At 61.8% G+C, this 26955-nt stretch carries 15 protein-coding genes; all 15 read right to left on the reverse strand.

Translation table 11 applies throughout. From position 1 onward, the window contains the following. Positions 1-4: 4 nt before the first annotated feature. Positions 5-8656, reverse strand: a complete 8652-nt coding sequence (locus tag HX792_RS18540; protein ID WP_176997422.1) for a hemagglutinin repeat-containing protein — start codon at positions 8654-8656, stop codon at positions 5-7. Positions 8657-8687: 31 nt separating this feature from the next. Then, positions 8688-10412: a ShlB/FhaC/HecB family hemolysin secretion/activation protein gene (locus HX792_RS18545; RefSeq protein WP_176997423.1), complete on the reverse strand. Its 1725-nt coding sequence runs from the start codon at positions 10410-10412 to the stop codon at positions 8688-8690. A 396-nt stretch (positions 10413-10808) separates the two neighbouring features. Next, positions 10809-11291 carry a poly-beta-1,6-N-acetyl-D-glucosamine biosynthesis protein PgaD gene (gene pgaD, locus HX792_RS18550; RefSeq protein WP_176997424.1) on the reverse strand — a complete coding sequence of 161 codons (483 nt, stop codon included), beginning with the start codon at positions 11289-11291 and terminating at the stop codon, positions 10809-10811. A gap of 2 nt (positions 11292-11293) precedes the next feature. After that, positions 11294-12634, reverse strand: coding sequence for a poly-beta-1,6-N-acetyl-D-glucosamine synthase (pgaC, locus tag HX792_RS18555; RefSeq protein ID WP_176997425.1), 1341 nt, complete (start codon positions 12632-12634; stop codon positions 11294-11296). Positions 12635-12636: 2 nt separating this feature from the next. Then, positions 12637-14634 carry a poly-beta-1,6-N-acetyl-D-glucosamine N-deacetylase PgaB gene (pgaB, locus tag HX792_RS18560; RefSeq protein ID WP_176997426.1) on the reverse strand — a complete coding sequence of 666 codons (1998 nt, stop codon included), beginning with the start codon at positions 14632-14634 and terminating at the stop codon, positions 12637-12639. A gap of 12 nt (positions 14635-14646) precedes the next feature. Further along, positions 14647-17127 (reverse strand): poly-beta-1,6 N-acetyl-D-glucosamine export porin PgaA, encoded by a 2481-nt coding sequence (gene pgaA / locus HX792_RS18565; protein ID WP_176997427.1) that lies wholly within the window; start codon positions 17125-17127, stop codon positions 14647-14649. Between the two features lie 299 nt (positions 17128-17426). Continuing rightward, complete coding sequence (locus HX792_RS18570) at positions 17427-18923, reverse strand: YdgA family protein (protein WP_176997428.1); 1497 nt, start codon at positions 18921-18923, stop codon at positions 17427-17429. Positions 18924-19070: 147 nt separating this feature from the next. After that, positions 19071-19703 (reverse strand): NADH:ubiquinone oxidoreductase subunit N, encoded by a 633-nt coding sequence (locus HX792_RS18575; RefSeq protein WP_176997429.1) that lies wholly within the window; start codon positions 19701-19703, stop codon positions 19071-19073. An 81-nt stretch (positions 19704-19784) separates the two neighbouring features. Next, the gene (locus HX792_RS18580) at positions 19785-21227 is read right to left on the reverse strand and encodes an efflux transporter outer membrane subunit (protein WP_176997430.1); all 1443 of its coding nucleotides are present in this window, start codon (positions 21225-21227) and stop codon (positions 19785-19787) included. Further along, positions 21224-22114, reverse strand: a complete 891-nt coding sequence (locus HX792_RS18585) for an efflux RND transporter periplasmic adaptor subunit (RefSeq protein ID WP_176997431.1) — start codon at positions 22112-22114, stop codon at positions 21224-21226. The genes HX792_RS18580 and HX792_RS18585 overlap by 4 nt, the downstream gene beginning before the upstream one ends. Beyond that, positions 22111-22320 carry a DUF1656 domain-containing protein gene (locus HX792_RS18590; protein ID WP_012721577.1) on the reverse strand — a complete coding sequence of 70 codons (210 nt, stop codon included), beginning with the start codon at positions 22318-22320 and terminating at the stop codon, positions 22111-22113. The genes HX792_RS18585 and HX792_RS18590 overlap by 4 nt, the downstream gene beginning before the upstream one ends. Further along, positions 22317-24395 (reverse strand): FUSC family protein, encoded by a 2079-nt coding sequence (locus HX792_RS18595; protein WP_176997432.1) that lies wholly within the window; start codon positions 24393-24395, stop codon positions 22317-22319. Before HX792_RS18595 ends, HX792_RS18590 begins: the two co-directional genes overlap by 4 nt. Beyond that, positions 24392-24802, reverse strand: coding sequence for a MarR family winged helix-turn-helix transcriptional regulator (locus HX792_RS18600; RefSeq protein WP_176997482.1), 411 nt, complete (start codon positions 24800-24802; stop codon positions 24392-24394). Before HX792_RS18600 ends, HX792_RS18595 begins: the two co-directional genes overlap by 4 nt. A 293-nt stretch (positions 24803-25095) precedes the next feature. Then, positions 25096-26607 carry a Fic family protein gene (locus tag HX792_RS18605; RefSeq protein ID WP_176997433.1) on the reverse strand — a complete coding sequence of 504 codons (1512 nt, stop codon included), beginning with the start codon at positions 26605-26607 and terminating at the stop codon, positions 25096-25098. A gap of 88 nt (positions 26608-26695) precedes the next feature. Continuing rightward, on the reverse strand, positions 26696-26950 hold the full coding sequence (locus tag HX792_RS18610) for a DUF2789 domain-containing protein (RefSeq protein WP_176997434.1): 255 nt from the start codon (positions 26948-26950) through the stop codon (positions 26696-26698). Positions 26951-26955: the final 5 nt, after the last annotated feature.

A 26955-nucleotide genomic window follows, 5' to 3' on the forward strand; every position in this document is an offset into this window, starting at 1 on the left:
TTACCTAATTTTTTGGGGCGCCCCGTGGAATGGCCCATTCAGAATAGCCGCCCGCCGCGCCGGGATCAGGGTGAAGAACCCGCCACCAGGGAGAGCCTGGCGTGTGCTGCGCGCTCGGGACTAATCGCATGATGCCTTCCTGATTGAAAGCAACCGACGACGACGCATGCTCCCATGTCCATCCCGCTGGCGTCGCGCGGCCGCCGACCTTCGCAACCGAGGACTGAACGTTAGGGATCAATGTTTCCATCATTTCTGCAAACGCCGAATCCATTTTCATTGCATTGTCCAGCGCAGCATTGGACCTGTTGAAATGCACATTTCGACTGCGACCGAAGTCAGCCGGGTCCAGGGCCGTTTCAAACGCAACGCTGTAGCCCGTCGGCTTTTCCGGAGGCAACGCCAGCTCAAGGTCATGGACCTGTTGCGCCAGTTTACCTTCTGCCTTCGCCGCTTCCGCGACCTTTTCCAACTGTCTTGTCTTGCCTGCAGGGCCAGGCAACCCCATCAGCAATACATCGGCACCGATCTTGGTGTTCCTTGCGTACTGCTCGTAGTCATTGCCCTGCAGACCAAACACCAGACCTTGGCCGCCGTACTGAGTCCTCCAGTCATTAATGATATCGGTGGACGGGTCCACAAAAGGACTGATCAGTTTGTTGGCTTCCTCCAACGAATTACCGCCCAGGGCAAGCTTGAACAGCGAGCTCATGCCTTGGGCCACCTCCAGCACGCTACGCCCGATGCCCGCGGAACTGCCTTGGGCGCTGCCTCCAGAGACTTTGTCCCGGTAATCCAGATTGGCTTTGTAATAGTCCACCAACCCGGCGCTGTTGTAAGTGTCGGGGTCGCCCAGGTAGCTGATGTTGATGTTGCCGTTTCTGTACTCGCTGGCATGCGTGGTACTGAAGTTCTTCAGCAGGTTGACGGTTTCGTCGCCGCTGTAGGATCGGCGCGTTCCTTCGGGGTACAAAGCACTGTTGTCGTAGATCGCCGCCAGCGGTGCCAACGCTTCGCCCAGATGCTTCAGGGTCAGCGGATCGAACTGGCTTTCACCGGCTTTATCAATCGTCGCGCCCCATCCTTTGTCGGTATAGAACGCCAACGCTGCGGCCATGCGCCGTTCCGCTTCGGCCGGGGATATTCCGGCCTGCGCCGCCAGATTATCGGCCTCTTTTTGTATGAGGCGCGCTTCGGTGGGGTGTGCTTGTCGATTGTATTGGTCGACGGCACCTGCCGTAGTTCCTGCAACCAACGCTCCCGTCGATCCACGACCGCCGCCGACCGTTGCTCCCACACCCACTGCCACCAGCGCAGCCAACGCATCCTGGTCTGCCCCTTTGATGCCATTTTTGCCCAATGCCGCCGCAATGCTTGGCATCAAGGCCGCCGAGGCGCCCGCACCCAGCGCGCCACTTTGCACGTTGCCACTGGACAGCCCGATAGCGGCACCGGCCAACGCGTGCAACATCACACGCGCCGCACCACCTTCTGCCCAAGCCGCTCGGGTGGCGGCATCCAACTTGGGATCATTGGCACGCGACTGAGCGTAATCGCCAATTTTGTTGAAGATGTCGCTGGAGGCGGTGTTGGCCACGATACCCACGCTGGTCCCCACGGGCGCCCCACCCAGGCCTGCGGCGATCAGGCCAGACGCGATGTCCGCCATCAGACGCTTGTCGCCTCCCACCTGCCAGCGTTGTGCCTCGGTGTAAGCAGCGTTGGCCGCTTGCGTCGTCGCCGCTGCATCCGCAGAGCCAGCCTCGGTCTGGACTTTCGCCCGATCGGCCAGGGCTTTGGCCTCATCCGCTTTCGCCTTGCCCACTGCACTGATCACACCGCTGGCCAATTGCGCCGAGCTTTGAATCAGGTCAATGCGCTCCTGCATGGCCTTTTCATCCGGCCTGTCGAGTTTCTGATTGGCATTGGCGGTATCGCGGTTGAGGCCCACCAGGTCATTTGCGCCTTCCGGATTGCGAACCACAATCGTGCCTTCGCTGACTGCGCTGCGGGTATGACTACGCTCTTCATCTTTGAGGGCCAGCGGAATACTGCCGCCCATCGAGGCGCCACCGGCACTGCTTGAAGACACCGAAATACCGGCTGACTGGCTCTTGATCTCGCTGACATTTTTGATATCGCTGACGATCAGACGATCAGTGCTGAGCCGGTTCTTATCAGCGGACGCCTCACTGGCAATGACAGCACCTTGCAAGGTGGTGGTCTTGCCGACATTGATGTCGTAGCCGCCTGCACCCGCAAACAGCCCACTCTGATCGGTCACGCCCTTGTAATCGCTGTTCGTCTTGGCGGCGGCAAGGTTCACAGAACCCGCAACGGTGGAGCCATAGCAGAACGGTGGAATACAAATACTCGCACCGAAGCCGCCACTGCTTTGCTTGCTGCGTGAGGACTCGGTGTCCTGCAACGAGATGATATTCAGGTTGCCGCCAATATCCGCCTTGATGCTGTCGGCACGAACCTGGGCACCTTTGAGGGTGGTATCACCACCGCTTTGCAACAGCAGACTTCCGGTGTCGAGGGTGCTGTTGACCTGGGTGATGGAATTACCGTTGCCATTGTTCTTGGCACCTTGGGCCCCAAGGTCCAGGGTGAAACCGTTTTGCTCGCCAATGTTGAAACTGGCACCAATCGCGGTTTTGTTGCTCGACCCTTCGTTCTTGCGATCCACGGTATTTTGCGCGCTCTGCATCAGCACAGTGTTTTTCGCCAGCAACAGCGTATTGGCGGCTTTCAAGGCGCTGCCGGTGATCTGGATATCGCCTTGAGTCCCCGCAGCCGTGCCCGTGGCAACCACCGACAGCTCTTCCCCTGCGTTGAGCGTGCTTTGCTTGGCCGTGACGCTGTTGAACTCGCTGCTGTTCTTGCTGCGGTTATTGGCCAGTTCCGTGCCGATCTTGATCAGCGAACCATTGCTCGGGCTGCCGCCCTGCTTGTCTTTGAAGCCAGTGCTCTGGTCATTGGCGTCCGAGGCCTGGCCGCCGAGGTTATAGGCGGCGAGGGCGGCCTGGGCGATTTTCACCGCTTTGAGGCGTGGGTCATCGGCACTCTTCGCCGCCTCGGTCGCATCCCGAATGCTGCGCGCCGTGTCCACCACCGCGCCACCGATCACCCGGCCGACCGCCAGGCTCCTGGAACTGTCCTGCGACGTTTTCCGAGCAGTTTCAGCCCCCGCCACAATGTTCACATTGGAGCCCGTCAGCGCCATGCTCTTGGTACTCACCAAGTCACTGGCCACCACCGACAACTCACGCCCCGCCGTCAGCGACACATTGCCTGCGCTTGAGCCAATGGTGCTGCCGGTCAAGGTCATTTCATTGGCGGTGCCGTTGTGTTTCGAGCTGTTGATGTACAGCTTCTGATTGCCGGTAAGGTCATCCAGACCGAGCTTGTTGCCGGTCAACACACCGGTGAGGTCGCGGTTTTTTTCCTTGTGCATATCGGTGCGAGCAAAGGTGTTTTGCGCCGCATCGATGGTCAGGTCGCGGCCTGCTTGCACAGCGAGGTCGCCGGTGCTGACCAGGGAGGAACCGGTGACGGTCGCATCACGCTGGGCGGCCACAGTGACCGTTTCACCCGAGACCATGCTGCCCATCGCGGTGGTGCGTTTTTCGTTGACCTGGTCCTCGACCTTGCTTGATTTCAGCCCGCCCCAGCTGCTTTTACTGTCCTTGCGTTCATGGCGGGCGCTGTCGGAATTGCTCACCGCCAGGATGTTCACATCCCCACCGGCCACCAATTGCGTTGTGCCTTTTTCAGCGGTGACGGCACTGCCTGCCAGCAACAGGTTCTCACCGGCTACCACAGTGCTGTGCGTACCCGCGCTGACGAGGCTGCCGACGTTGTTTACCGCGTCGGTTTCGTCGAGGCGGAATGACTTGCCCTGGGACGTCTTCTTGGTCTTGCTGAAGAAGCTGTAGTCGTGATCTTCGGCGGTCTGCAGGCTGAGGTTCTTGCCCGCCACCAGGTAGGCTTCGTTGCCAGCATTTACTTGGCTCGCGACCAGTTGCAGGTCTTGCCCGGCACTCAGGTTGGCGTTACCGCCGGCCTTGAGCACGGAAGACACCTGCTGCACGTGGTCCTCAATGCTCTTGACCTTCTTCGAGTTGTACGCCGAGTGCTGTTCGTTGGCGGCGCTGATGACATTGAGGTTGCCGGTGGCCACGACGGCCACGTCGCGCTTGGCTTCAAGCTGGCTGGCGGCGATATTCACGTCCTGCCCGGACGTCACCTTCATGTCCTGCCCAGCCTGGATGACCGACCCCTGCTGGGTAATGCTGGCCTGGCGCGAGCGAGTACCGATCACGCTGCTGTTCTGGGTTTGCGCGGCGACGATATTTACGTCGCCCACCGCCTGGGTGGTGGTATCGGTGCCGCTGCTGAGCGCGCCACCGACGTTGTTGATGTTGCGGCCGGCTTGCAGGGTCAGGGCACTGGCCGATTCGATACGTGCGGCGTTGTCGGCGAAATCCGAACGCTCGGCACGGTAAGCACTGGCGCTCTGGTGAGTAGTGACCGTGCGCTCGTTGAGCAGGTCGCCGCGTGCGGCCAGAGTGACCTCATGCCCGGCGATCACACCACCGGCCCGGTTGCTCAAGGTATTGCCAGCCAGCAGGTCGAGGCGGCCACCGGCTTCCATCAAGCCGGCGTTGCTCATGTCGCGCCCGGCACTCGCCAACAGGCTGCCCGTGGCGCGCAGGGTGCCGACGTTGGTCAGGTCGCTGCCCGCCAGCAGGCTGATGTCATTGCCGGTAATCAGCGCGCCGTTGGGGGCCAGACGGTTGTTGGCCTGGGCCAGGTAGAGCACCGGTACCAGGACCTGCTGGCCGGCAACCGTGGCGTTTTCCATCCACACGATATCGTGGGTCAGCGCCGCCACTTGCTCGGCGGTGAGGCTCACGCCCACCGACAGGTTAAGGGCGTCCTTGCTGCTGATGGCGTTGTCCATCAGGTGCTTGAACAGGTCGGCGTCGCTGGTCTGGCCGTCGATGAAACGCTGGCCGGTACGGGCGAGCACCGCCTGCTGGATCAGGCGTTGCTCGTAGAAACCATCGCCCAGGCGACGTTGCGCCGTGTCGGGGTCATAGCCGAGCTTGGCCAGCATGTAATCCGAACTCATGAACTGACGCATGTCGGTGAGCAGCGGGTTGGTTTCGATCAGGTATTTGTGCGGGTTGGCCGCGAACTGGCTGGTGGGCAGGCCACTCACGCCGTTGCCATCGTTGAGGTGGAACAAACCGTTTTGCCCGGTGGGCAGGTTGAATCCTGGCAGGCCAAGCGGATTGACCTGCTGCTGGGCCACGTCAGCCGGTAATTGCGCGTTGAGGTTGATCTGCGTCGAGTAGCCCGCCGCGCCGCCGGTCGTCGCACCGCTGCCGACGTAGGTGTAGCCACCGTGGACCACGCTGTTGTCGATGCCGGCCTGGGCCTTCACATCCACCGCACCACCGGCCTGGATCACTGCGCCGTAACGTTGGTCAGGCGTGCTCAACTCGGTGGTTTTGCGCAGCCCGGTCTGTTCGCTTTCCATCTGGCCAATGAACGACGCCATGGCCGCCTCCAGGCCGCCAAGGTTCTTCGGATCGTACTTCGCGCCGCCTGCCGAATATTGCTGGGTAAAGGCCGCCGCTGCGCGGTACCAGCCGTCTGGGTTGCGCTCACGTTCAGAGGTGAAGATGCGTTGGTATTCGGTGTCATGGGTCACGACGCCGACGTTGGTCAGTTGGTTGACCGCGGCCGTCAGGTTGCCCCCCGCCGCAATGCTACTGCTGCTGTTGAGCAACTCGCCGCCGGTGAGCAACAGGTTGCCGCCCGAGGTGATGGCGGAGCCCGCCGTCGCATCGCTGACGATGAAGCGATCGCGCTGAGTAATCAGGAACGGACGGTTCTGCTTGCCGCCGTCGCAGTCGCCACCGGTCACGCCTTCGATGCAAGGCGTAGGGGTGATCGAAGCGCTGTAGATACCGGACTCGGTGGTGAGCACGGTACGGATGTTCTGGATCGAACCGGCGGCCAGGCTCAGATTACCGTCGGCCTGGATCGTGGAGGAGCTGTTGATGATGCTGCTGGCCAATCCACCCTGACCGTCGCGGTCAATGCGCAGGTTGCCCATGGCGTAGATATCGGCGGCGATGTTTTTCAGGCGGTCAACGCGCAGGCTCATGTCACCCCCGCTGAAGACCAGGCCATGGTCATTGAGCAGGCTGCCAACGTTCAGGTCGAGTGTGCCCTGGCTGGCCACGGTGCCTGCCAGGGTCCAGTCCTGGCCGTTGCCGACCAACGCGCGGGTGCCGAGCAATTTGCCGGTAGCGGTCTGCTGCAGGTTGCCGACGTTGACGGTCAACTGCCCGGCCTGGATCGCAGTGCTGTTGGTCCAGCTGGCTTTGTCGAGGGTCAGGTCACCCTGGGTCACCAGGCTGCCGCCCACGTCGTCGAGGCTGATGCCGCTAAGGTCGAGCGTGCCCTTACCCACGTGCAGCACGCTGCCGCCGACGTTGTTGAACGTGCCCGCGGCGAGGCTCAACTCGTTGTTGGCGGTTTCGAGTTTGCCGCTGTTGGCCAGCAAGCCGCCGATGGCGTAGCGGGTCTTGCCCGTGGCGCCCAGCGCGCGCATCTGGCCACTGTTGTCCAGGCTGGTGGCGTCGACGTCGAGGGTCGTGGCGCTTTCGATCAAACCACGGTTGGTCAGGGCGCCGTGCAGGCTGACGTCGATCTGATTGCCGGCGATCTCGCCACCGTTATCGACATTCATGCCGCCCAGGCGCACGCGGTCGCGGGCAAACAGATAGCCGCCGCCGTTGTTGAACGCGGTGGCATCAACCACAGCATCCCCGGCTTTGGCGGTGATCCGTCCGCCGTCGTTTTCCAACGTGCCGACGGTCAAGTTGACGCCAGCCTTTTCACTGTGGATCAGGCCATTGCCACCGTTTTGCAACAGGCCGCCCACCGTCAGGGCCAAGCCATCGTTGGCGGCCAGGGTGCCGTTGTTGCTGTTATCGACGCTGTTGGCGAACAGGGTCAGCAGGCCCTGGCTGGTGAGCTTGCCGCCCTGATTGTCGATGTGATCGGCGTGCTTGATCAGCAATGCGCCGGCACTTGCCAGCTTGGCGTTCTGGTTGATCAGGTTGCCGAGCAGATCCAGGGTGATGGTGCTGGCGCCAGTGAGGCTGCCGGCGCTGTTGTCCAGGGTATTGCCGTGCAGTTCGAAGGCGCCGGTGCTGTCGATGGAGCCGCCCTGGCTGTTGTCCAGCACACCGCTGACGGTGAGTGTTTGCGCGCCGTCGCTGGAAATCACGCCTTCATGGCTGTTGTTGAGCTGCGCACTGGTGACGCTCAGGGTGTTGTCACTGAGCAGTCGACCTTTGTTCTGGTTGTCGACCGTATCGGCGGTGGCCTTCAAGGCCTGCTTGGCACTCAAGGTACCGCCTTGGTTGGTTAGAGTTTGCGCGGCGTTGGCGGTGAGGTTGCGGTTGGCGATCACCGTGCCGGTGTTGGTGAGGTGCTGGCTGTCGAGCTTCACGTCGCCACCGGCGTTGCGGGTGTTATCGGCGTTGACGCCAGCCTCGATGATGCCGTTGTTGGTCAATTGGCCGTTGCTGGCCAGGGTGATGCTGTCGCGTGCAGCGAGGGTCTTGCGGTTTTTCAGCTCGCCCTTGGTCTGTGCCTTGAGCGTGGTGCCGGCGTAGATCGGGCCTTGGGCGTCGAGGCTGGCGGCCTTGATGTCCACTGCGCCGCTGGAGGCGGCCTGGGCCATGCTCAGGTGACCGTTGGCGTCGAGCTGGATGTCGCCGCCACTGGCGGCGAGCGTGCCATCGAGTTTCACGCCCACACCGGCTTCGGTGCCCACCAGCTTGATCGCGCCCGCGTACATGCCGCCCAGGGCCGACGAGTCGATGGCCAGTTCCGGCTTGGCGCTGCCGTCATCGGCACGGGTGGTGGTTTTCAGGCTTTGGGCATCGACGTCATTGCGCCCGGCGATCACCGTGAGCTGACGTGCGTTGATCTGCGCATTGATCTTGGCCGAACGGGTGATGATCTCGAAGCGGTCGACGTTGCTCGCGTTCAAGCCCTTGCCGTCGATGGTCACTGCGCCACCGTCCACCTGGTAATGGTCCAGGCGGCCGGCCTTGTCGATGATCGGCTTGCCGGTGGTCAGGGTGACGTTGGGGGTGTTGATGAAACCGCAGCCGTTGCACGTGATGCCGTAGGGGTTGGCGACAATGACCTTGGCCGACTGGCCCGCCACTTCAGTGTAGCCGCGCAGTTGGCTGGGGCTGCCGCCATTGACTTCGTTGAGGATGACGTTCGCAGCACCACCCTTGAGGTTCGGGTTGCCCACAATGATCCCGCCCAGCTGCGTGCTTTGCACCATGCCGGTGGCGTTGTTGAGGATCACGCCATTGGGGCCGACGTTGTAGTCCTTGAACTGGTTGTGGGACAAGCCACTGCCATTGGGCGTGGCGATGTTCACCACCGGCACGCCGTTGCCCGCCTGGCCCACGGTGGTACCAGGGCCGCTGACCACGATGCCGTCGGCCTGGGCCAGCAGTGGCTGCCAGAACAGCGCATTGGCCAGGATCAGAGCCAGGCCGCGTTGGGACAGGCTTTTCAGGGCAGAAGCGGGGCGAACATCCATATTCTTAAATCTCAAGGCGGCGGGCGTTGAATTACAGGAAGACATCCAGGCGCAAATAGATCGGCGCTTCGCGCTCGGTCATCACGCCAGGTCGCTCCAGGGAATGGGCAAACGTCACGCTGGTGCTGACGTATTTGCCCCGCGCAAACAACTCCACGGAGTTGCTCGACACCCGGCCATGCTGGGTGTCGTTGTAACGGTCGTTGCGGATCACGCCCTGGTCGTAGCCGACGCCGGCGCCGTATTCGAGGAACGCCGGGCGCAGCCAGGCGACGTTCACTGGGCGGGTCCAGCGCAGGTCGTTGCGCCAGTAGCCGCCGCTGTCACCGGTCAGTTGCTGGTCCTTGAACCCGCGCACCGAATACGAACCGCCGAGGCTCATGCGTTGCGGCGCGTACAACACGTCTTCACTGCGTTGCCCGGTGGCCAGGCTGGTGAAGGTGAACGACTCGCCCCACAAGGCGAACGGTTGCAGGTAACTGACGGTGGCGGTGTATTTGCGGTAGTGCGTGGTGGGCGTGAGGTTGCCGAAACCATCGCGAAACTGCGTGTTGCTCTGGGCATCGAAAGCGCCAATACCGTTCTGCATGCCCACATCGAGGTTGACGAACGCGCTGGCGATGCGGCGCCCGTGGCTGACGCCCACCTGGAACTCACTGAGGCGGTTGCTGCTCACGTCCAGGCGCGTGTCATTGATGTAGTTGTTGGTGCGCAGATGGGTCAGGCCGACGTTGACCGAGGTCTTGCTCACGTCGTCACGGTGCACCACGCGTTCGGCGCGCAATTGGTGGTTCTGGCTTTCGCCCCATTGCTTGTACTTGAAGTCATCGACCGCGCCCGGCGTGCGGTATTCGCTCTCGCTGTAGGCGTAGCTGAAGTTCCACCACCCCCACGGCAGGTTGTAGTAGAGCATGCTGTTCTTCGAGGTTTTCTGGTGGTCGCTGATGGCGTCATGGCCGCCACGCAGCACCAACTGATCCGCCAAGCCCAGCGGGCTGTCCCACTCCAGGCCCGCGCCCCATTGCTGTTCGCCAGTACTGCGCTGGCCGTCGTTGTTGCGCGACAGGCTAGCGCGCCAAGGCTTTTGCGGCACGCTCTTGACCAGCACTTCACTGCCGCCGATCTGGCTGCCAGGGGTCAGCTCCATCTGCGCCTGCTTGGAGGGCAAGCGGCTGAGCTGGTCCACCAGTTGCTCGACCTCACGCAGGTTCAGCGCCTCGCCGACCTTGCCGGGAAAGGCCATCGCCAGCTCACGGTCGGTCACGTTGCTGCCCTGGGCGCCCTTGATGCCTTCGAGCTTGCCCTCCACCACCAGCACGCGCAGGTGGCCGGTGGAGAGGTCCTGCTGGGGCAAATAGGCGCGGCTGGTGACGCGGCCCTTGTCGATGTAGTAGTCGGTGACGACCTTGAGCAATTCATTGAGCTGCGAAACGCCCAGGCATTGGCCGATGTAGGGTTTGACCAGGCTCGCTTTGGCCGCGGCCGACAGGCTGTCGGCGCCTTGCAGTTCGATGTCTTTGATGGGGAAGCAACGGGTGTCGGCAGGCAGCGCCGGGGCTTGGGAGCGGGTGTCCTTGCCGGGCAGGTCCTGCAGCTCTTCGAGGCGCCGGCGTTGCTCTTCGAGCAGGCGATTCTGCCGCTCACGAATCAGGTCCTGATCACCCGGCGTAGGCGCAGCCCCAGCGCTGTTCACACTCATGTAAGCGAGCAGGAAAGTGCACAGAAGATACCGAGTCCGTGGCAGTAACAAAGACATGTTCGATCCATCGAAAATCAAGGGCCGGCAAACTAACATCGAACTTCAACGAATCCAAGAAAACGGATTAGTTGGACATTCGTACTAATTAAACCTTCAAGCCATTGATTAATAACAAATAAAATTTATCAAAAAGACAGGACGCCTGTAACTGGAGTTTTAATTCCGACAAGCGGCGACTGTTTTGATAGCGATACGGAAAACAATCTGTTAATGGCCATTAGTTGGCCATCAAGTTGTCACCGAGATAAGTTAGTACCGGGAAAGTGCGAAAAGTTCGCGAAGGTTTTGTGAATTGGATCCCATTTATCGGAATTCCAAAATCTGATCGGGAATAGGCAGGGAACTCGCGTGGCGAGCGGGATTGCCCCGTTCGCCACAGCCCTTTGCGCGGGTTCAGCCGATGTCTTTGTCTTTCTGCTGGCCCGGCACCAGGGTCAACCCGGGCCGCTCCACATCACGTGACACATGGGACTTCACTTCCTCCACACCGCCGTCTTCGTCGTTGTGGATCACCAGCACACCCGGCCTGCGCAGTTGTTCGAGGTCGCCCTCGCCCAGCTTGAAGCTCTCGCTCAGGGTCTTGTCGGTGAGCGCGTTGGCTTCGGCGCGTCGCTGGGCGAACTTGCGGCCACGGCGCTGTTGATAACGTGCCCAGGTGATCAGGATCAGTGCGTTGAGCAAGGCAATCCACAGGTAGACCTGCAGGGTATTGAGCGCCGCAAAGATCGGCGCCTCGATGCGCGGGCCACCGTGAGTTTCCAGCATGGCGGTGATCCCGCGCGCCAGCAGCCAGATCAACCCGGCCCAGGCGAGCAGGGTCAACACGACGTCAACCAGCCACATCAATCGATTCTGGCGAGTTCTGACCAGTTTCATGATCAGGCCTCCTCTTCGGCAGGTTTAATACCGCGATCCGGGCTGACCCAGCGCGCACGTTTCTGGTGTTGGTTGAACAGCACCTTGGGAAAACTGACCAGGGTGGTGAACAAGCTGACCAGCCAGAACACCATCGGGTACCACACGGTCCAGAACAGGGTTTTCCACAGATCCTTTTCGTAGCGACGGTCAATCATGATGCTCACCGCAAACTGCACCAGGCACACCATGGCCAGCACCAGGCCGGTGAAGGCCGGAGGCACCAGGGAGTCCACGGCGATCGCCGGTGGCAGCACCACGAATTTGCCCACCGCCCAGAAGATCACCGACAGCAGGAAGGTAAACGCCCAGCCGGTGGACAGGCAGTATTCGAACAGCAGCGGCCACAGGTAGCGGTGGCGCCATTGCCAGATACCGCGGATGTTCTTGAACAGCACTTCGGCGCCGCCCTGGGCCCAACGCAAGCGCTGTTTCCACAGGCCGCCGACGGTCTCGGGCATCAGGATCCAGCACAGGGCACGCGGCTCATAGAAGATGGCCCAGTGATCGAGCTGCAGCTTCCAACTGACATCGATGTCCTCGGTGATCATGTCGGTGCTCCAGTAGTCGATGCGGTCCAGCGCCTTCTTGCGAAACGCCACCACCACACCCGACACCGTGAAGATCCGGCCGAACACCCGCTGGGTACGCTTGATCAAACCAATGATCGAAGAGAACTCGCCCACCTGCACCCGGCCGATCAAGGTCGAACGTGTGCGGATCCGTGGGTTACCGGTCACGGCGCCCAGGCGCGGGTTGTCGAGCATCGGCGCCACCATGTAGGCCGCCGCGTTTTTATCCAGCAACGCATCACCGTCGATGCACACCAGGTACTCACTGCGCGCCGCCACGGCACCCATGCGCAGGGCCACGGCCTTGCCCTGGTTCTGCGCCAGGTGCAGCACACGCAGGCGCGGGTTTTCCAGCGCGAGGGCATCGAGCACGGCGGCGGTGTTGTCCTTGGAGCCGTCGTTGACCGCGATCACCTCGATGTTCGGGTACAGCTGGTCCAGCGCGGCGTGGATGGTCTCCGCCGCGTTATCGCCCTCGTTGTAGCAAGGGATGATGATCGAGATCAGCGGGTCACCAGCCAGGGTCGGCGCCGGGGTGTCCTCTTTCCACGGCCAGTGACGTTCCCAGTGCAGCCAGAAATACAGGCCGCCAGCGATCCACAGCGCCGACATGAACAACGGGTAGAAAAACACGAAGTCCATCAGGAACTGGCCGGTGACCAGGAAAATCAGGCCCAGGGGCACGCCCAACACCAGCGCCAACACGAATAAAGCCAGGATTCTGTCGAACATGGTCAAGGGTTCCATTGATTGGAAAGGGCCGGACGCACTGTCTTCAAGTCCGGGGAATTTTCCAGGAAGTTATCCGGGTAGTAGCCAAAACTCCTGACCCCCTGGCGTTTGAGTACCCCCATCCATTCCGCCATCTGTGCGGCGTCGATGTCTGGCGCTTCCTTGGTCCGCCAGTCTTTGGCTTGCAGTTCAAATACGGTGCGTTGCAACGCGCCGGGACGCGCCTTGACCGTGGCCACCAGTTTTTCCAGCCAGGCGTTGGAGTTTTTCAGGCTCTCGCCTTCCATCAACGGCATGGCCATCGGCGCAGTCCAGTCGTAGGTCTGGAGGAAGTCATCGAGGTTCTGCGCGAACCAGGTTTCGCTGCCAGGGTTGAGCATCGGCTCGGCGAAGATATTGCGCGCGGTCTGCACCTGCGGCCCACGGATGGCGCGGACCTTGCCGGTCAGCTCCTGGGTGAAGTCGATCAGGTAGCGGCTCTTGAAGCGCGTCCAGCGTTGCATCACCGCCGGGTCTGCGCGCAGCGCGGCAATGCTGCCCGGCAGGCCGTTGGCCGCATAGGCCTTGAGCGCGGCAGGGCTGGCGTCTTCGAAGTCGGAGAACAGCGCGTCATCGTGGAACAGGATGCCGTCGATCGCGGTGTTGCGGGCCAGGTCTTCGTAGATCTCGCCGATCTGCTGGCGCACTGCCGGATCAAACGGTGACAGGCGCTTGTACTGGTCTGGGTCGAGGCCGACCTGGCCGGTCTGCGGGTCCCACCGGGTCACACGCGGCAGCGCAGGGTCGAGGGCAAAACTGAGCACCGGCATCCACGCATAGATGTTGACGTGGCCACGGGTGCGCAGTTGCCAGGTCACACGGTTGAACAGGTCCTGGCGCACCGGCAGGTGACGGTTGGGGAAATACAGCGAATGCACCAGGCCATCGCCTTTCGGGTCGGCGAAGGCTTGCAGGAACACGGTGCTGACGCCCATGTCCACCACGCGCTGGATCAACGCGTCGAGGTTGCGGGCCTGCTGAGCCGGGTCGGGGTCGTAGACGTTGTCCAGGTCCACATGCAGCACACGCATCGAAGCCTTGGTCTCGGCACCGACGATGGCATTGGCGTAGTGCTCGCCATCCGGGTCGGAAGCCACCAGGAAGCGTGGGCTGCTCTTGAGGTTGGCGAGGTCGTCGAGGCCGTCATCCAGGGTCAGGGCCATCTGGTAACCGTGCTCGCCCACTACCGCCAACGAAGTGCCATCGGCCGCGCCGTAAGGCCATACCCACACACGCGGCGCCTTGCCGGTGACCGCGCGCAATTTGTTGGAGATCGCGGTGACGTCGGCACGCATCCGCGCCTGGAACTGAGCTTCGGTCTCGTACTTGCCGGTGGCGGCATCATAGCGACGCGTGGCAGCGGCCGGCTCCAGGTTGCCCTGGGGGTTGGCCAGGATACCGGTGTGGCTGGCGTCGGTGTGGGCCGCGATTTCAACCAGGCCCGACTGGGAGATTTCCTTCACCTGCTGCCAAGTGAGGAAGTCGGAGCGCGCCCGTGGGGTGCCGGCGAAATCCACCGGTTTGTTCAGCGGCGTGTCGATCCAATACCCCACCGGGGCCAGGATGGCCGGCCAGTGATAAGCCCGCAGGATCGGCATCACCCGGGTGTAGAAGCTGGAGTAACCGTCGTCGAAGCTGAGCATGATGGCTTTGGGCGGCAATGCCGGGCCACCGCTGCGTGCGGCCAGGATCTGGTCGACCGACACCGGCTGGTAACCGTTCTCGCGCAGCCAGGCCAACTGGTCAATCAGGCGCTCGGTGCGCACCGCCACGACCGCCTGGTCGGGGTCGCGGTCTTCAACGTCATGGTAGGCAATGCCCAGAAAATGGTTTTTCGGCCACGGCGCTTCGGTCGGCGGCACCGGGCGCTCGGCGGGTGGAGTATAGGGCGCGGGTTGCTGGGCGCAGGCACCGGCCAGCAATACACCCAGGACCAACAAGCAACGGCTGAGGACGGTCATGGTCAGGCTCTTCTAGAAACGGTAATTGAGGTCGACGAGCAGGCGCAGATCGCGTTCGCGATCACCGTCGTAAGGTCGGCTGATCAGGCTGAGGTTGGCGCCCACGTCCAGCACGTCGTTCCAGCGAAAGCGTTGGCCGTAGCCAATCAAACCAATGCCGCCGGTGGAATAATCGCGCTGGGTATAGGTGCCTGCACCGATCTGGAACTGCTGGCTCCACTGCGTTTCATAGCGGTGATAGAGCACGTGGTTGACCGTGACGGAAGGCAACACGGTGAAGTCCGACTTGGGATTGAAGTACACCGTGTCGTCCTTGGTGTTGCGGCTGGCACCCACTTCCAGGCCCAGGTCGACTTGCACATGGGACGAGCTGTAGATGCCCTCGCGACCGTTGAGCAAGGCTTCGAGCCGGTTGTTGCCGTCGCTGAAGTGGGACGGGCTCAGGGACAGTTTCCACTCGCGGCTTTCATTGGCGCGCCAGCGAATGAAACCGCTGCCGCCATTGGCCGTGACGCCGTCATTCAGCGCCCGCAGCGGTGTGGTCGACAGGAGGTAGCCGAGGCTGCCGCCGTATTGCCAGTTGTCGTTGATGTCGCGGGCAATCGACACCGCAGCGCCTTGTTTGGAGCCATCACCATAGGAGTGGTTGGACACCTCGGCTTCAAGGGTCATGTCACGGGTACGCCGCTCCACCCCTACCGTCTGCCAACGATGCTGGCCGGTGCCCTCGGTAAAATCGGCACGGGCATAGCCGGCACCGGCGAACAGGCGCCAGTCTTCGTCGATGGGCGGCGTGTAGAGCCGGCTTTCAATGCCCCAGTCGCGGCTGCCCGAGACGGCCCCGGCATCGCCGTTGTTGCCACCGCCGAAGCTTTTGCCGGTGTAGGCCTCGACACGCAGCTCGGCCATGTCGTGCACATCGCGCAGACGGCTCAGGCGCTGCACCTGACGGTTGTCGGGGTTGCGCGCCAGCACGTCATCGGTGAGCGCGTCCATCTGGCGCCACTCCTGCAGGTCCATGGCGGTGTAGGCCTGGGACACTTCCAGGCCAATGTCACGTGGCGACTGGGCTTCGGTTTCCTTCAGGCTGCCTTCGGCGCGGCGCGGCCAGTCGCGGGCGCGGTACATGTCAGCCTGGGCCAGACGCAAGCCAACGTTGCCCGGGGCTTTTTGTACCAGGGCTTCGAGCCCGGTCTCACTGCCCGGCAGGTCACCGCCATAGGTGCCGGCCTGGGCGGCCAGTTGTTGCGCGTCCATCCAACTGTCATTCGGGTTGCCGATGGGCAGGCCCTTGAGTTCCACACGCGGGTTCTGGCTGTTGGCCAGGTTGTTGGCGACCTCACGCGCGTCTTCCACCCTGTCGCTTTCCAGTAGCGCGTAAAACAGCGCAGTGCTGTCTTCGACATGGTCGGCCGGGTCGGCGTCCGGGGCGGTCAGGGCCTGGCGGTACAGCGGCTCGGATTTTTCGGGCTCGCGCTGGTCGAGGTAAGCGGCGGCGACCCAACGGATGGCGTAGGTAGGCAATTGCACGCCTTCGCCTTTGAGGGTTTCGTATTCGCGGATCACTTCGGCCATGCGCGCCCGTGCCTTGAGTGCGCCCAGGCGGTCGATGCGCCAGCGCACCACGTCGTCATGGGCGCTGGGGTCCGGGGTCCAGCGGGCGAGCAGTTGGTCGTAGTCCTTGAGGGCGCGGTCGGCGACCACGTAGCGTTCTTGCTCGCTGCGCGTGGCGAACTCGGCCATGCGCACGCGCTCGGCGGCCAGGTCGCCTTCCAGGCGACGTTGGGTCACAGGGTCGAGGACGCCCGGGTGTTTGGCTGACAGCCGCAGCGCTGGCTCTGGCAGGCGAGCCTTTTGCAGGGCCACGCTGTATTCGCGGATCACTTCGGGCTTGTCACCGGCCAACACGAAGGCGTGGTCGAATTCGGCCAGTGCATCGTAGTTCAGGCCCGCACGCGTCAACGCGTAGCCCAGCGCCATGCGCCGGTTGGGATCGTTCGGGTTGGCCGCCACCAGCGCGCGAGTGCGCCGCACGGCTTCGTCGACCTGGCCACCATCGGCCTGGGTGAGCGCCAGGCCCAACTGCAGATCGACGTTATTGGGTTCACGCAACAGCGCCTGATTGTAGACCGCCGTCGCCTGGGCCCACTGCTTCTGGTTGCGATAGGTGCGCGCAACCGTGGCGAGCGCCTGGGTGCTCAAGTTGCGATTCTTGCCCTGGGCCTCGTACACCTTCAGCACTTCGGCGTCCTGCCCGGCCCAGCCGGCAATCACCAGGTGATCGCTGATCTGCCCCGGCGTCTGGCGTTCGGCAGGCAGTTGGCGCAATTGAGTGAGGGCGGGGGTGAAGTTGCCGTTGCGCGCCTGAATGATCAGCGCGTCATAAGCGGGGTCGGCCACGGCGAAAGCAGGCATCAGCAGTTGGCTGCACAGGGCTGCCCCGATGAGCAGTCGCAACCGGCCTGAAGCACTGAGTGGTAGGTTTCGCAGCATATCGTGAGCTTCCTTACACACGGAAAGCTGTAACGATAGGTGGTCCTGAGCAATTTGCATCAGGGTGTCGGCGTCTAGTGACCCGACCTAGCTTTCCTGTAGGAACTATCCATTAGGAAAGTAGGGAAAAGTCCAATTCAGAACAATTGTTCAGAATTGTCTTTGTTGCGAAAAAACCAGTGTGGGAGCGCACTTGCCTACGATAACGGGGTGCCAGCCGACACGAGTGTCGACTGTTTGACCCTTATCGCGAGCAAGCCCGCTCCCACACTATTTATTTCTGCTTGATGTAGAAATGTTTACTGCGCGCCGCTGACCGCACCGACCTTGGCCATCACAAAACCAATGAACTGCTCGACGGTCATCTTCTGGCCATTGAAGGTCACTTCATTGTTGGCGTAGTGCAGCTTGGACACCACATCGGTGCCGACCAGGGTTGCCAGTTGAGTACCCACCGCCACACCGCTGACCATTTCGGCCGCCATCTGGGATTGCTGCTCGATGGCTTTCGGATCGGTCACGCCACCGGCCTGTGCCTGCAGGGCGGAAACGTCAGCAATCATCGGCTTGGACAGGGTCAGGTTGGCGTCCAGCAACGCCACCATCTGCTTGCCCAGCTCAACCGGTGGCAACTCCATGGACGTTGGTTTGGTCAGGTCGACCAGCAGGTTGAACTTGCTTTCGCCATGGGTGGTTTTCAGCGACAGGTTTTCCACCGCCAGCTGCGGCTTGGCGGCCAGCACCTGGTTGACGTTGGCCTCGGCCAGGGTCTGTTCGGCTTCGCTCAGTTGCAGCTCAGGCACCGGTTCACCCGCTGCGGCAGCGGCTTGCACCGGCTGCATTTTTTCCTGGTAGAGCTTGGTCAGTACCAGCATCGCCGGGATGTCGACGTTCTTCATGCTCAAGGCCATGGCGGCCGAGCCCACAGGCTTACCCTGGTAACCGATTTCGTCGATCTTGTAGTCGACGCGGCCAGCCAGGTTGTTGTCTTTGGTTTCGCTGGAGTCTTTCTGCTCGAAGCCCTTGAGGGTCAGCACGGCTTTCTGAGGACCGAAGGTGACCTTGGTGTCGGTCAGCTCGACGGTGTTCTGCCCGGTGTAGAAACCGAAGGTGGATTTCTCCAGGTTGCTGGCCACGGTCAAACCCGCCAGTTCGGCTTCAAGCGGTTCGCCGTTGGCGTCGACCACGGCCACCTTGAGGCTGTTCATGTAGCCGCTGGCCTTGACCTTCTGGCCTTCGGCGGTGCTGTCGAAGTCCATGTTGGCGCCAGAGAAGCTCACCGAAGACTTGTCGTCCTTGAGCTCCAGAGGCAGCAGCTCGACGTTGCCGGTGACCGAACGGTTGTAGCCGATGCTGGCCACGCCCTTGAGCGGCGACACGTCTTTGCTGGCGGCGAACCATTTCTCGGTGGTGGCGTTCTTTTCCAGCTCGTAGTGACTGGTGGCCATGACCGGCAACCACTTCAGGGTCACCAGGCGCGAAAACGGCAGCGGGCCGTGTTCGATGTGGTCGACGAACAACAGTTCAGGGTTCGGGTTGTCTTCACCAAATACCGAACCTTGGCCCTTGAGGCGGTAGTGGGCGGTGCTGCTGAATACGCCACGGTCCAGGGAGACCAGCTCAAGGGTCGCCGTGCCGTCGACGCCGGCCAGGGACGTCTGGATTTCCTTGTTGGCGTTCTGGATGGCGGTTTGCAGCACGGGCTCCAGTTGCTTGCCGGTGTACCAGGCACCGCCTGCACTGACGGCGCCAACGGCGACAACAAAACCCAAGAAAACAACGGCTGGCTTATTCATGAAGTGACCTGATCAAATCCTGTGAGAAGTGGGCTGTCTTCCTTGAACCCCGAGGGGTTGGCTCAAGCCCGCCGAAAACGGGGGAAGATTAGCACTGGCGGCCGCGCACGGCCCAGTTTTCTCAGAGCGATCAAGTCGGCACTTGGTTCAGGAATACTCCAAATCGATTTCATCGAGTTGGTGGTCAAAACTCTTCAAGCGGGCGGTCCAGGTGTACACCAGCACCTCAAACTCGCGGTGGATCACCGCATTGCCTGGGGTGTCGGCCTTGGGATCACAGAAGTCCAGTTGGTAGCGTTCGCGCGCCATCTGGTTGGCCACATCGGACAATTCCCGCGCATTGTTCAGCCAATGCCGGCCATCGGCGACCTGCTGGTCGAGCACCACACATTGCTTCTTCAGCGCTTCGAGGCTTTTTTCCAGGGGAGTGCCAGTGAGTTCGCCCATGACTTCCTGGAAGGTGCGCCCAGGTTGCCAATAGCTGCCCCAGAAATAGCGATCGAACACGGTTTCGACCCGGCGCAGGGCGACTTTGGTGTCCCAGATCGCCACGCGGGTCTTGCCTTGCTCGAGGAGTTTTTTCTTCACGCGTTGGTTCTGATACGACGCCCACGCCACCACGCCGATGGACAAGGTGCCGATCACCGCGCAGGCGCTGTCGAGAAACACCATGGCCTTGTCGATTTGGTGGGCCAGCATGACGCCGTAGAAATAGGCAGCCGATAACAACACCAGTGCGAAGAACACGCACCAGAAAGCGGGAGCATAAGGGTTTTTCATTATTGGAATCCCCATGAGCAAACGCGAGCAGTGTCAGGTGAAGCGTCACGGCGCCTCACCTGACAAAGCATAGCGTTTCGTTCAGGGTTTGCCGGGCTGTGACGCTTGCGTTCGTCCGCTTTCCCAGCCGCCGCCGAGGGCCAGGAACAGATCGATCTGGCTCATGGCAACCTGGGTGTTTGCCGCCGCCAACTGCGCCCGTACATCGGTGTAGGTGCGAGTGGCTTGCAGGTCGGCCAGGAACGATGCGCGGCCCGCCTGGAAGAAGCGGTGCGTCTGCTCCGACGCTTCCTTGGCCGACTCGCCGGCATCGGCCAGGGCGTCACGGCGTTGCAGCTGTGCGGTGTACTGCGCCAGGCCTGTCTGGGTTTCGCGGATGGCGTTGAGCACCACGCCGTCGAAGTGCGCCAGGGCGCCCTGGGTGGCGGCCTCCGCTTCATGAATGCGCGCCCGCGCGCCGTTGGTCGGCACCGACCAACTGATCAGCGGGCCAAACCCCCAACGGTTGGTGGGCGCAGTGCCCAGGTCATCGAGGATACCGACCGTACCGACGGTGGCGCCGATGCTGATATCCGGATACAACGCCCCCGTGGCCACGCCGATACGTGCGGTGGCGGCCGCCAGTTGGCGCTCCGCCTGGCGCACATCAGGACGGCGCTTGAGCAGCGCGGCGCCATCGCCCACCGGCAACAACTGGGCGATGTGCGGCAGCTCGGCGCATGTGCCGGTGCCAGCCGGCAGTTGGTCCACCGGCTTGGCCAGCAGCATCGACAGGCGGAACAGCCCGGCCTGGCGCGCGGCTTCGTAGCGCGGCATATCGGCGCGCAAGGATTTGTATTGGGTCTGCGAGCGGGTCACCTGGGTTTCATCACCGCGCCCGGCGTCGCGCAGGCGCTGGGTCAGCTTGGTGCTCTGGGCTTGCAGGTCCAGGGATTCGTTGGCGATCGCCAGTTCTTCATTGGCCGCGCACACCTGGGTGTAGGAGCGCACCACATCCGCCACCAGCGTGATGCGTGCGATATCGGCGGCGGCCTGGGCGGCGTCGGCGCTGGCCTGGGCGCTTTCGATACCGCGCTGCAAGGTGCCCCACAGGTCGAACTGATACGAGGTGCTGATCCCGACACTGCCGATGTTGGCCACCGGGACTTTTTCTGTCAGCAAGAACGCTTCGCCGGATTCCTGCAGGCGTTGCGCTTCGGCTTTCACACCCGCATTCCAGCCGCCAGCGGATTCAGCCTGCTGCACTTGGTAACGCGAGCGTTGCAGGTTGGCGGCGGCCACGCGCAGGTCTGTGTTGGACGCCATGGCCTGGCGCACCAGCTCATCCAGGCGCGGGTCGTTGTAGAGCTTCCACCAGTCGGCCGGCACCGGCGCCGACACCACGTTGTGCCCTTCGCCCGCGATCTGCCCTTGCAGGTCGCCCCGGTTGACGGCGGCTGTGTCCGGCAGCTTGTAATCCGGCCCTACCATTTGGCAGGCCGACAGCAACAACCCTAAGGCAGCGGTTGCCAGGAGCTGCTTCATGGCTTGTCTCCGTCTTTGGCCGTGTCGGCGATGATCGACACGGTCGCCGTGCGCCCGGCGATCATGCGAAAGTCCGCGGGCACATCATCAAAGGCGATGCGCACCGGAATCCGCTGGGCCAGGCGCACCCAGCTGAACGCCGGGTTGACGTTGGGCAGCAGGTTGGAGCCGCTGGTGCGGTCGCGGTCTTCGATGCCGGCGACGATGCTCTGCACGTGGCCACGCAGGCGGGCGTTGTCGCCGATCACGCGGATATCCACGCCCATGCCGACGTGGATGCCGTCGAGCTTGGTCTCTTCGAAGTAACCATCGATGTGGAAGGAGTTACTGTCCACCACGGACAGCACCGGGCGCCCGGCTGTAACGAACTCTTGTGTACGTGGTGCGCGGTCGTTGACGTAGCCGTCCACCGGGCTGCGGATCACCGAGCGGTCGAGGTTGAGCTGGGCGGCGTCCACCGTCACTTGCGCTTCGGCCAGGGCCGATTGAGCGCGCGCCACGCGGGACTGGCTTTCTTCCAGTTGCTCGCTCGGCACCAGGTTGCCCAGGCCACGGTTACGCTTGTACTCGCGCTGGGCCTGGGCCAGGGTTTCCTGGCGGTCGGCCACGGCGGCCTGGGCCTGGCGCAGGGCGAGTTTGAAGCGGTCCTGGTCCACGGCAAACAGCACCTGGCCCTTGGTCACCAGTTGGTTGTCGCGCACTTGCACCTGCTGGATCAACCCGGACACGTCCGGGGCGATCTGCACGATGTCGGCACGGATGTGCCCGTCACGGGTCCACGGCGCAAACATGTAGTACATCACCATGCGCCACACGACGACGACCGCAAAGGTCACGATCAACAACGTCAGGACTACACGGCCGATGGTTAAAAAAGGTTTTTTCATGTCATCAGGTATCGACTGAGTGAGTCCACGGCGCCCAGCAACAGCGCGTAGAGCCCCACATTGAACAATGCCCGGTGCCAGACCAGGCGATAGAAGTGGACGCGGGTCAACAACCCGTGCACCACCAGGAACAACACATACGTAATGCCCATCAGCACCAGCAGCGTGGGCAGGAACACCCCGCTGATATCCAGATCACCGATCATAAAGGCGCTCCATCAGGTAGCGGCGCTTCCATCTCGGTGCCGCCAATGAATTCCACCCCCGGCAACAACGCCAGGCGCAGGCCGGCCAGCGCATGCAGCAAGTGCACGCGGGTGTCGTCTTCGTCTTGCAGGCCCTGGCCGTTGAGGGCGCGGCGCGTGCGGTCCAGGGTCATCAGCAGACCGCTGGGCGCAGGCAGGCGTTCACCGGCTTTCAGGCACGCCTTGAAATAGCCGCCCACACCTTCAACCACTTGGTTGAGCAGCACCCGTGGCACGCCGAGGATGCGCGGCGAATAGGCCAGCAGGTCGAGCAGGTTCAGCGCCACACGCAGGTCACGCAGGGCGATACCGGTGTCCTGGTTGGTCAGGGCCAGGCGCGGCAGGTGCTGCATCAGCCGGTCGAGCATTTGCGCGGCCATGTGGCGGTGTTCGGCCAGGGTCGCAGGCTCGGTCATGCCGACAATGTCGCGCCAGCTGAAACGGGTCAGGCGCTTGGCCGCCAGCTCGGCGCCAAAGGGCCGTGCGATCAACGTCCACACAAAGGCGAACAGCAGCCCCACAGGCCCGGCCAGGTTGACGTTGGCGAAGTTGAGAAAGTCGGCGTCATAGGCGCCCTGGATGCTGATGAACGACGAGGTGTTCACCAGCGTCAGCAGCATGCCCAGGTAGAAACGCGGTTGTACGGTGAGTGTGCCGATGCAAATAAAGGGCACGGCAAACGCCAGCACCAGCATCGGGAAGTCGTGCAGGTTGGGTAGCACCAGGAACAGGTAGAGGCTGGCGAACAACACCGACATTGCGGTCCAGAAAAAGAACCGGTAGATCTGCGGCGCGGGGTCGTCCATTGAGGCGAAGAAGCTGCAGGCTACGGCGGCCAGGATCACCGCGCTGCCGCCGTCGGTCCAGCCCAGCAGGATCCACAGCACCGAGGCCACGATGATCGCGCTGACGGTGGAAAACGCCGAGTAAAACATCAAGCCACGGTCGAGGAACGGCGTGAGTCGGCCCAGGCGCCAGTGGCGGTACACGGCGCGCCACGTGTCCTGGCTTTCGCACTGGATGGCGGCTTGCAGGCTGCGGCAGTCTTGCCACAGATCAACCCATTCGGCGAGGCGATACAGCGCGTTGGAGAACAGCAGGGTGTGGCGATCGTCCAACGCTTCACCGGTCGGTTGCTGGGCGTCGATCTGATCACGCAGAGTGCGCCAGCTGTCCAGCGTGGCGTTTTCGGTGGTGCTTTCCAGCCACTGATTCGCTGCTTCCAGCAACGGCGTGAGGCGGTCGAGAAACTCCGGCGCACGGTGCTCGATGGCGTACAGCGCGTCGTCGAGTTCTTCCACCACGGGCAGCAGGTGGATCATGCGCCCACGCAGTTCCTTGGTATTGCGCACCGTCTGCGGCCGCGCGCCTTCGTGGGGCAGTTGGCCGATCATCAGTTCAAGGGTATTGAAGGTGGCGACCATGCCGCCGCGCAGGTTGCTGACTTCCTCGGGCTCCACGTTGCGCGTCAGAAAGCGCTGGCTGTAGACCTGCGCATCAGCAAACCACTTGCTCACCGAACCGTCGAACACCGGCGCCAGGCGCCGCGGCCAAAACATTGCGCCCACCACCGCGGCCACGGCGATGCCGAGGAAGATTTCTTCGGTGCGCGCTTCAGCCACGTCCCACACGGCGAGGGGGTTATCCACCACCGGCAAGGCGATCAGCGGCAAAGTGTAGCCGGCCAGCATTAGCGCGTAGTTGTTCGCGGTGCGCAGGTGCATGGAGAGGAACAACAGGATGCCCGTCCACAAGGCAATCACCACCACCAGCACATAGGGCGACTGCACGAACATCGGCACAAAAAACACCGCCGCCGCCGCGCCCATGAACGTACCGATGGCGCGGTACAAGGCTTTGGAACTGGTAGGCCCGACAAAGGGGCTGGAAACGATGTACACCGTGGCCATCGCCCAGTACGGCCGTGGCATTTGCATGAGCATGGCGATGTACAACGCGATCATCGACGCGGCGAACGTGCGTACCCCGTAGAACCAGTCGCGTGCTGGCGGAAAACCGGTAAAGAATCCGTTCAAAGCGAGGCCGCCTCAAAGGCGCGCAACACCCGCAGCGCAGCCTCCAGATCGGTGGACGCGATGTCGGCCAGGACTTCCTTGCGCAGGCGCACCAGCTGCACCTCCACCGCTTGCACCAGCTCGCGGCCTCGCTCGGTGAGGCTCAAGGCCTTGGCGCGGCGGTCATGCACGTCTTCGGTCCGGCACACGTAGCCGCCCGCACACAGTTGGTCGAGCAGGCGCACCAGCGACGGGCTTTCCATCCCGGACGCCTGGGCCACCTTGACCTGATGCACACCGTCGCCCAGACGCCCGATCATCAAGAGCGGCACGGCGCAGGCTTCGGAAATACCGTAGCTCACCAGCGTGGTCTGGCAGATTTTGCGCCAGTTGCGGGCGCCCACCACCATGCTGCTGCTGAGGTTCATCTGGAGTTGTTCGAGGGTCTGGGACACTGGATAGTTCGCATACAGTTAGTTTGCTAACTATCAATATGGTGGATGGATCCAATGCCGTCAAGTTTTGAAACAATTTATGGATGGGCGGCTGGGGATAGAGGTAAGTAAAGCGGGTTTAAGCGTGGGCGCAGAATTTTCTGACACTGCAAAACACCTGTGGGAGCTGGCTTGCCTGCGATAGCGAAGTGTCAGTCGACATCTCTCTCGACCGGACCCAAGTCATCGCAGGCAAGCCAGCTCCCACATTTGGATCAGTGCAGGTTTCAAGACTGCTGTTCGGCCTGGTCGTCCACCCTCTCCAAGCGGTCTCGCAGAGCCCGCCCTGCCTCCTCCTCAATAAACTCAAATACCTCCTCCGGCACGTTGTATTGAAACTGCTTGCGCCGATGCCTGGACACCTTGCCGTCGTTATCCAGGCACATCATCACCAGCTTGGACAAATCACTCCCGCGCACGTCATAGCGCTGGTTCACGGCCTTGATCACACGGTCGTAGCGGTCGAGGAACTCGGTCTCTTCGCGCAATTCCACTTCCAGCGCACGCCTGGCCATCTGCAGGGTGAATTCGACGCAGCGGGTGGCGTCCCAGTAGCGGTAGATAGAGGAGTGGCCAATGAACTCGAAAGCCATTTGCTCACCGTCCAGCCAGGTAACATTCCAGAAGTCTCGAGTCGGCTGGGAAAATGCCTTGAGGGTCTCCAGGTAGGCTTGCTCTTCGTGTTTCATCGCAACGGAAACAGGCAGCAACAGGCCGTTTTCCAGTGCACCGAAGTGGCAGAGTGTCTGGTGGATCAGGAATCGCGACAGACGTCCGTTACCATCCATGAACGGATGCAGGAACACAAAGCCGAAGGCGGTGACGGCCGCAGCCACAAGCGGGTCAACCTCACGCACTGGCTGACTGGCAAAGGCCATCAACTCTTCCATCAGTTCCTGGCACAGCTCAGGTGCTGGTGGTACATAGCTGACGCCCGCGGAGCCGCGCAAACCATTGTGCAGATAATTTTGTTCGTGGCGGAATGCAACGGCTTTGTCGAAAGGATTGGAAACAGTGCTGTTTTGCAGCTCTACCAAATAGTCTTCAGTGAGCAGCCGGCCTTCATGGGCTTGGCGTAACAGTTGGACGAAACGGCGCGACTTTTCCTCGCTGGGTTGTTCTTTTTCGATGGCGAACGAGTCGCGGGTTTCATGGAGATAGGCCCATTGGATGGCGCGGTCCATCATTTCCGATGGAAGGGTAGCCATAAAGGACTTGGCACGGCCCAAGATGTCCAGATCCAACAAGGCTTCGATTTCAGGCGTGCGTTCAACTGTCGCGCAATACGCCAAAGAGCCCAGACCATTGAAATCGATACGCCAACGCGAATTACGTGTTGAGGGTCCAGTCACGTAGCGCTGGGGATCAAACAAGGGTGAAACGCGGCTGTTGATTGGCTTGTCGTAGTCCAGCCGTTGAAGAGTCAAGCCTTCCCAGAGGTAGCAGACCTTGCGAATGAACACGCCGTTGGGGGCTTTTTCCAGCTCTTGCAACAGTTGGCCCGGGCTAACCGCCTCGAGCGCCTGAGCCAGGATGCCGAGGTTGATGCCTTCATGTTTGAGTGCGAAAAGAATGTGGTCGAGTATCGCGTCGGCTGAAGGCGCAACGGTATGAGGAACCGCCAGACAGTCACCAATCATCGAGATCCGCGTAACGGGCTTGATCATCGCGGCACGAGCAGGAGCAGTCGCTTTTAACCCGAGCAATTGATGAAGATGGGCGTAACCAACCAGAGACATCGCGCAACCTCAGAAAAAGTTCACTTGCGCGATTAAAGCCCAGATTTTTTCAACCAACACCAGATTTTTTCAACTTTCTGCGTATTCGCTAAGTTTTTTGCACCCCTCTTCCGCTGTGCAGCAGAAGATTCAGCTCGTCCACCACCTCGGCCCAATCCGCATCTTCCAGAATTTCATTACGCAAAAACTTCTTCTGGTTCTCCGTCCAGAAAAACGCATCTGCCAGATGCAACTCAGGCTTGAGCGGCGAATGCACTGCCACAAACTTCTCGATACTTACCGGGTCATCCGGCAGCCCAAGCTGCTTGAACAGAGACGGCAAGCTGTGCACAGGCGATTCCATGGGAG

Origin of the sequence: Pseudomonas sp. B6002, assembly GCF_013385985.1 — a bacterium.
GTDB lineage: Bacteria > Pseudomonadota > Gammaproteobacteria > Pseudomonadales > Pseudomonadaceae > Aquipseudomonas.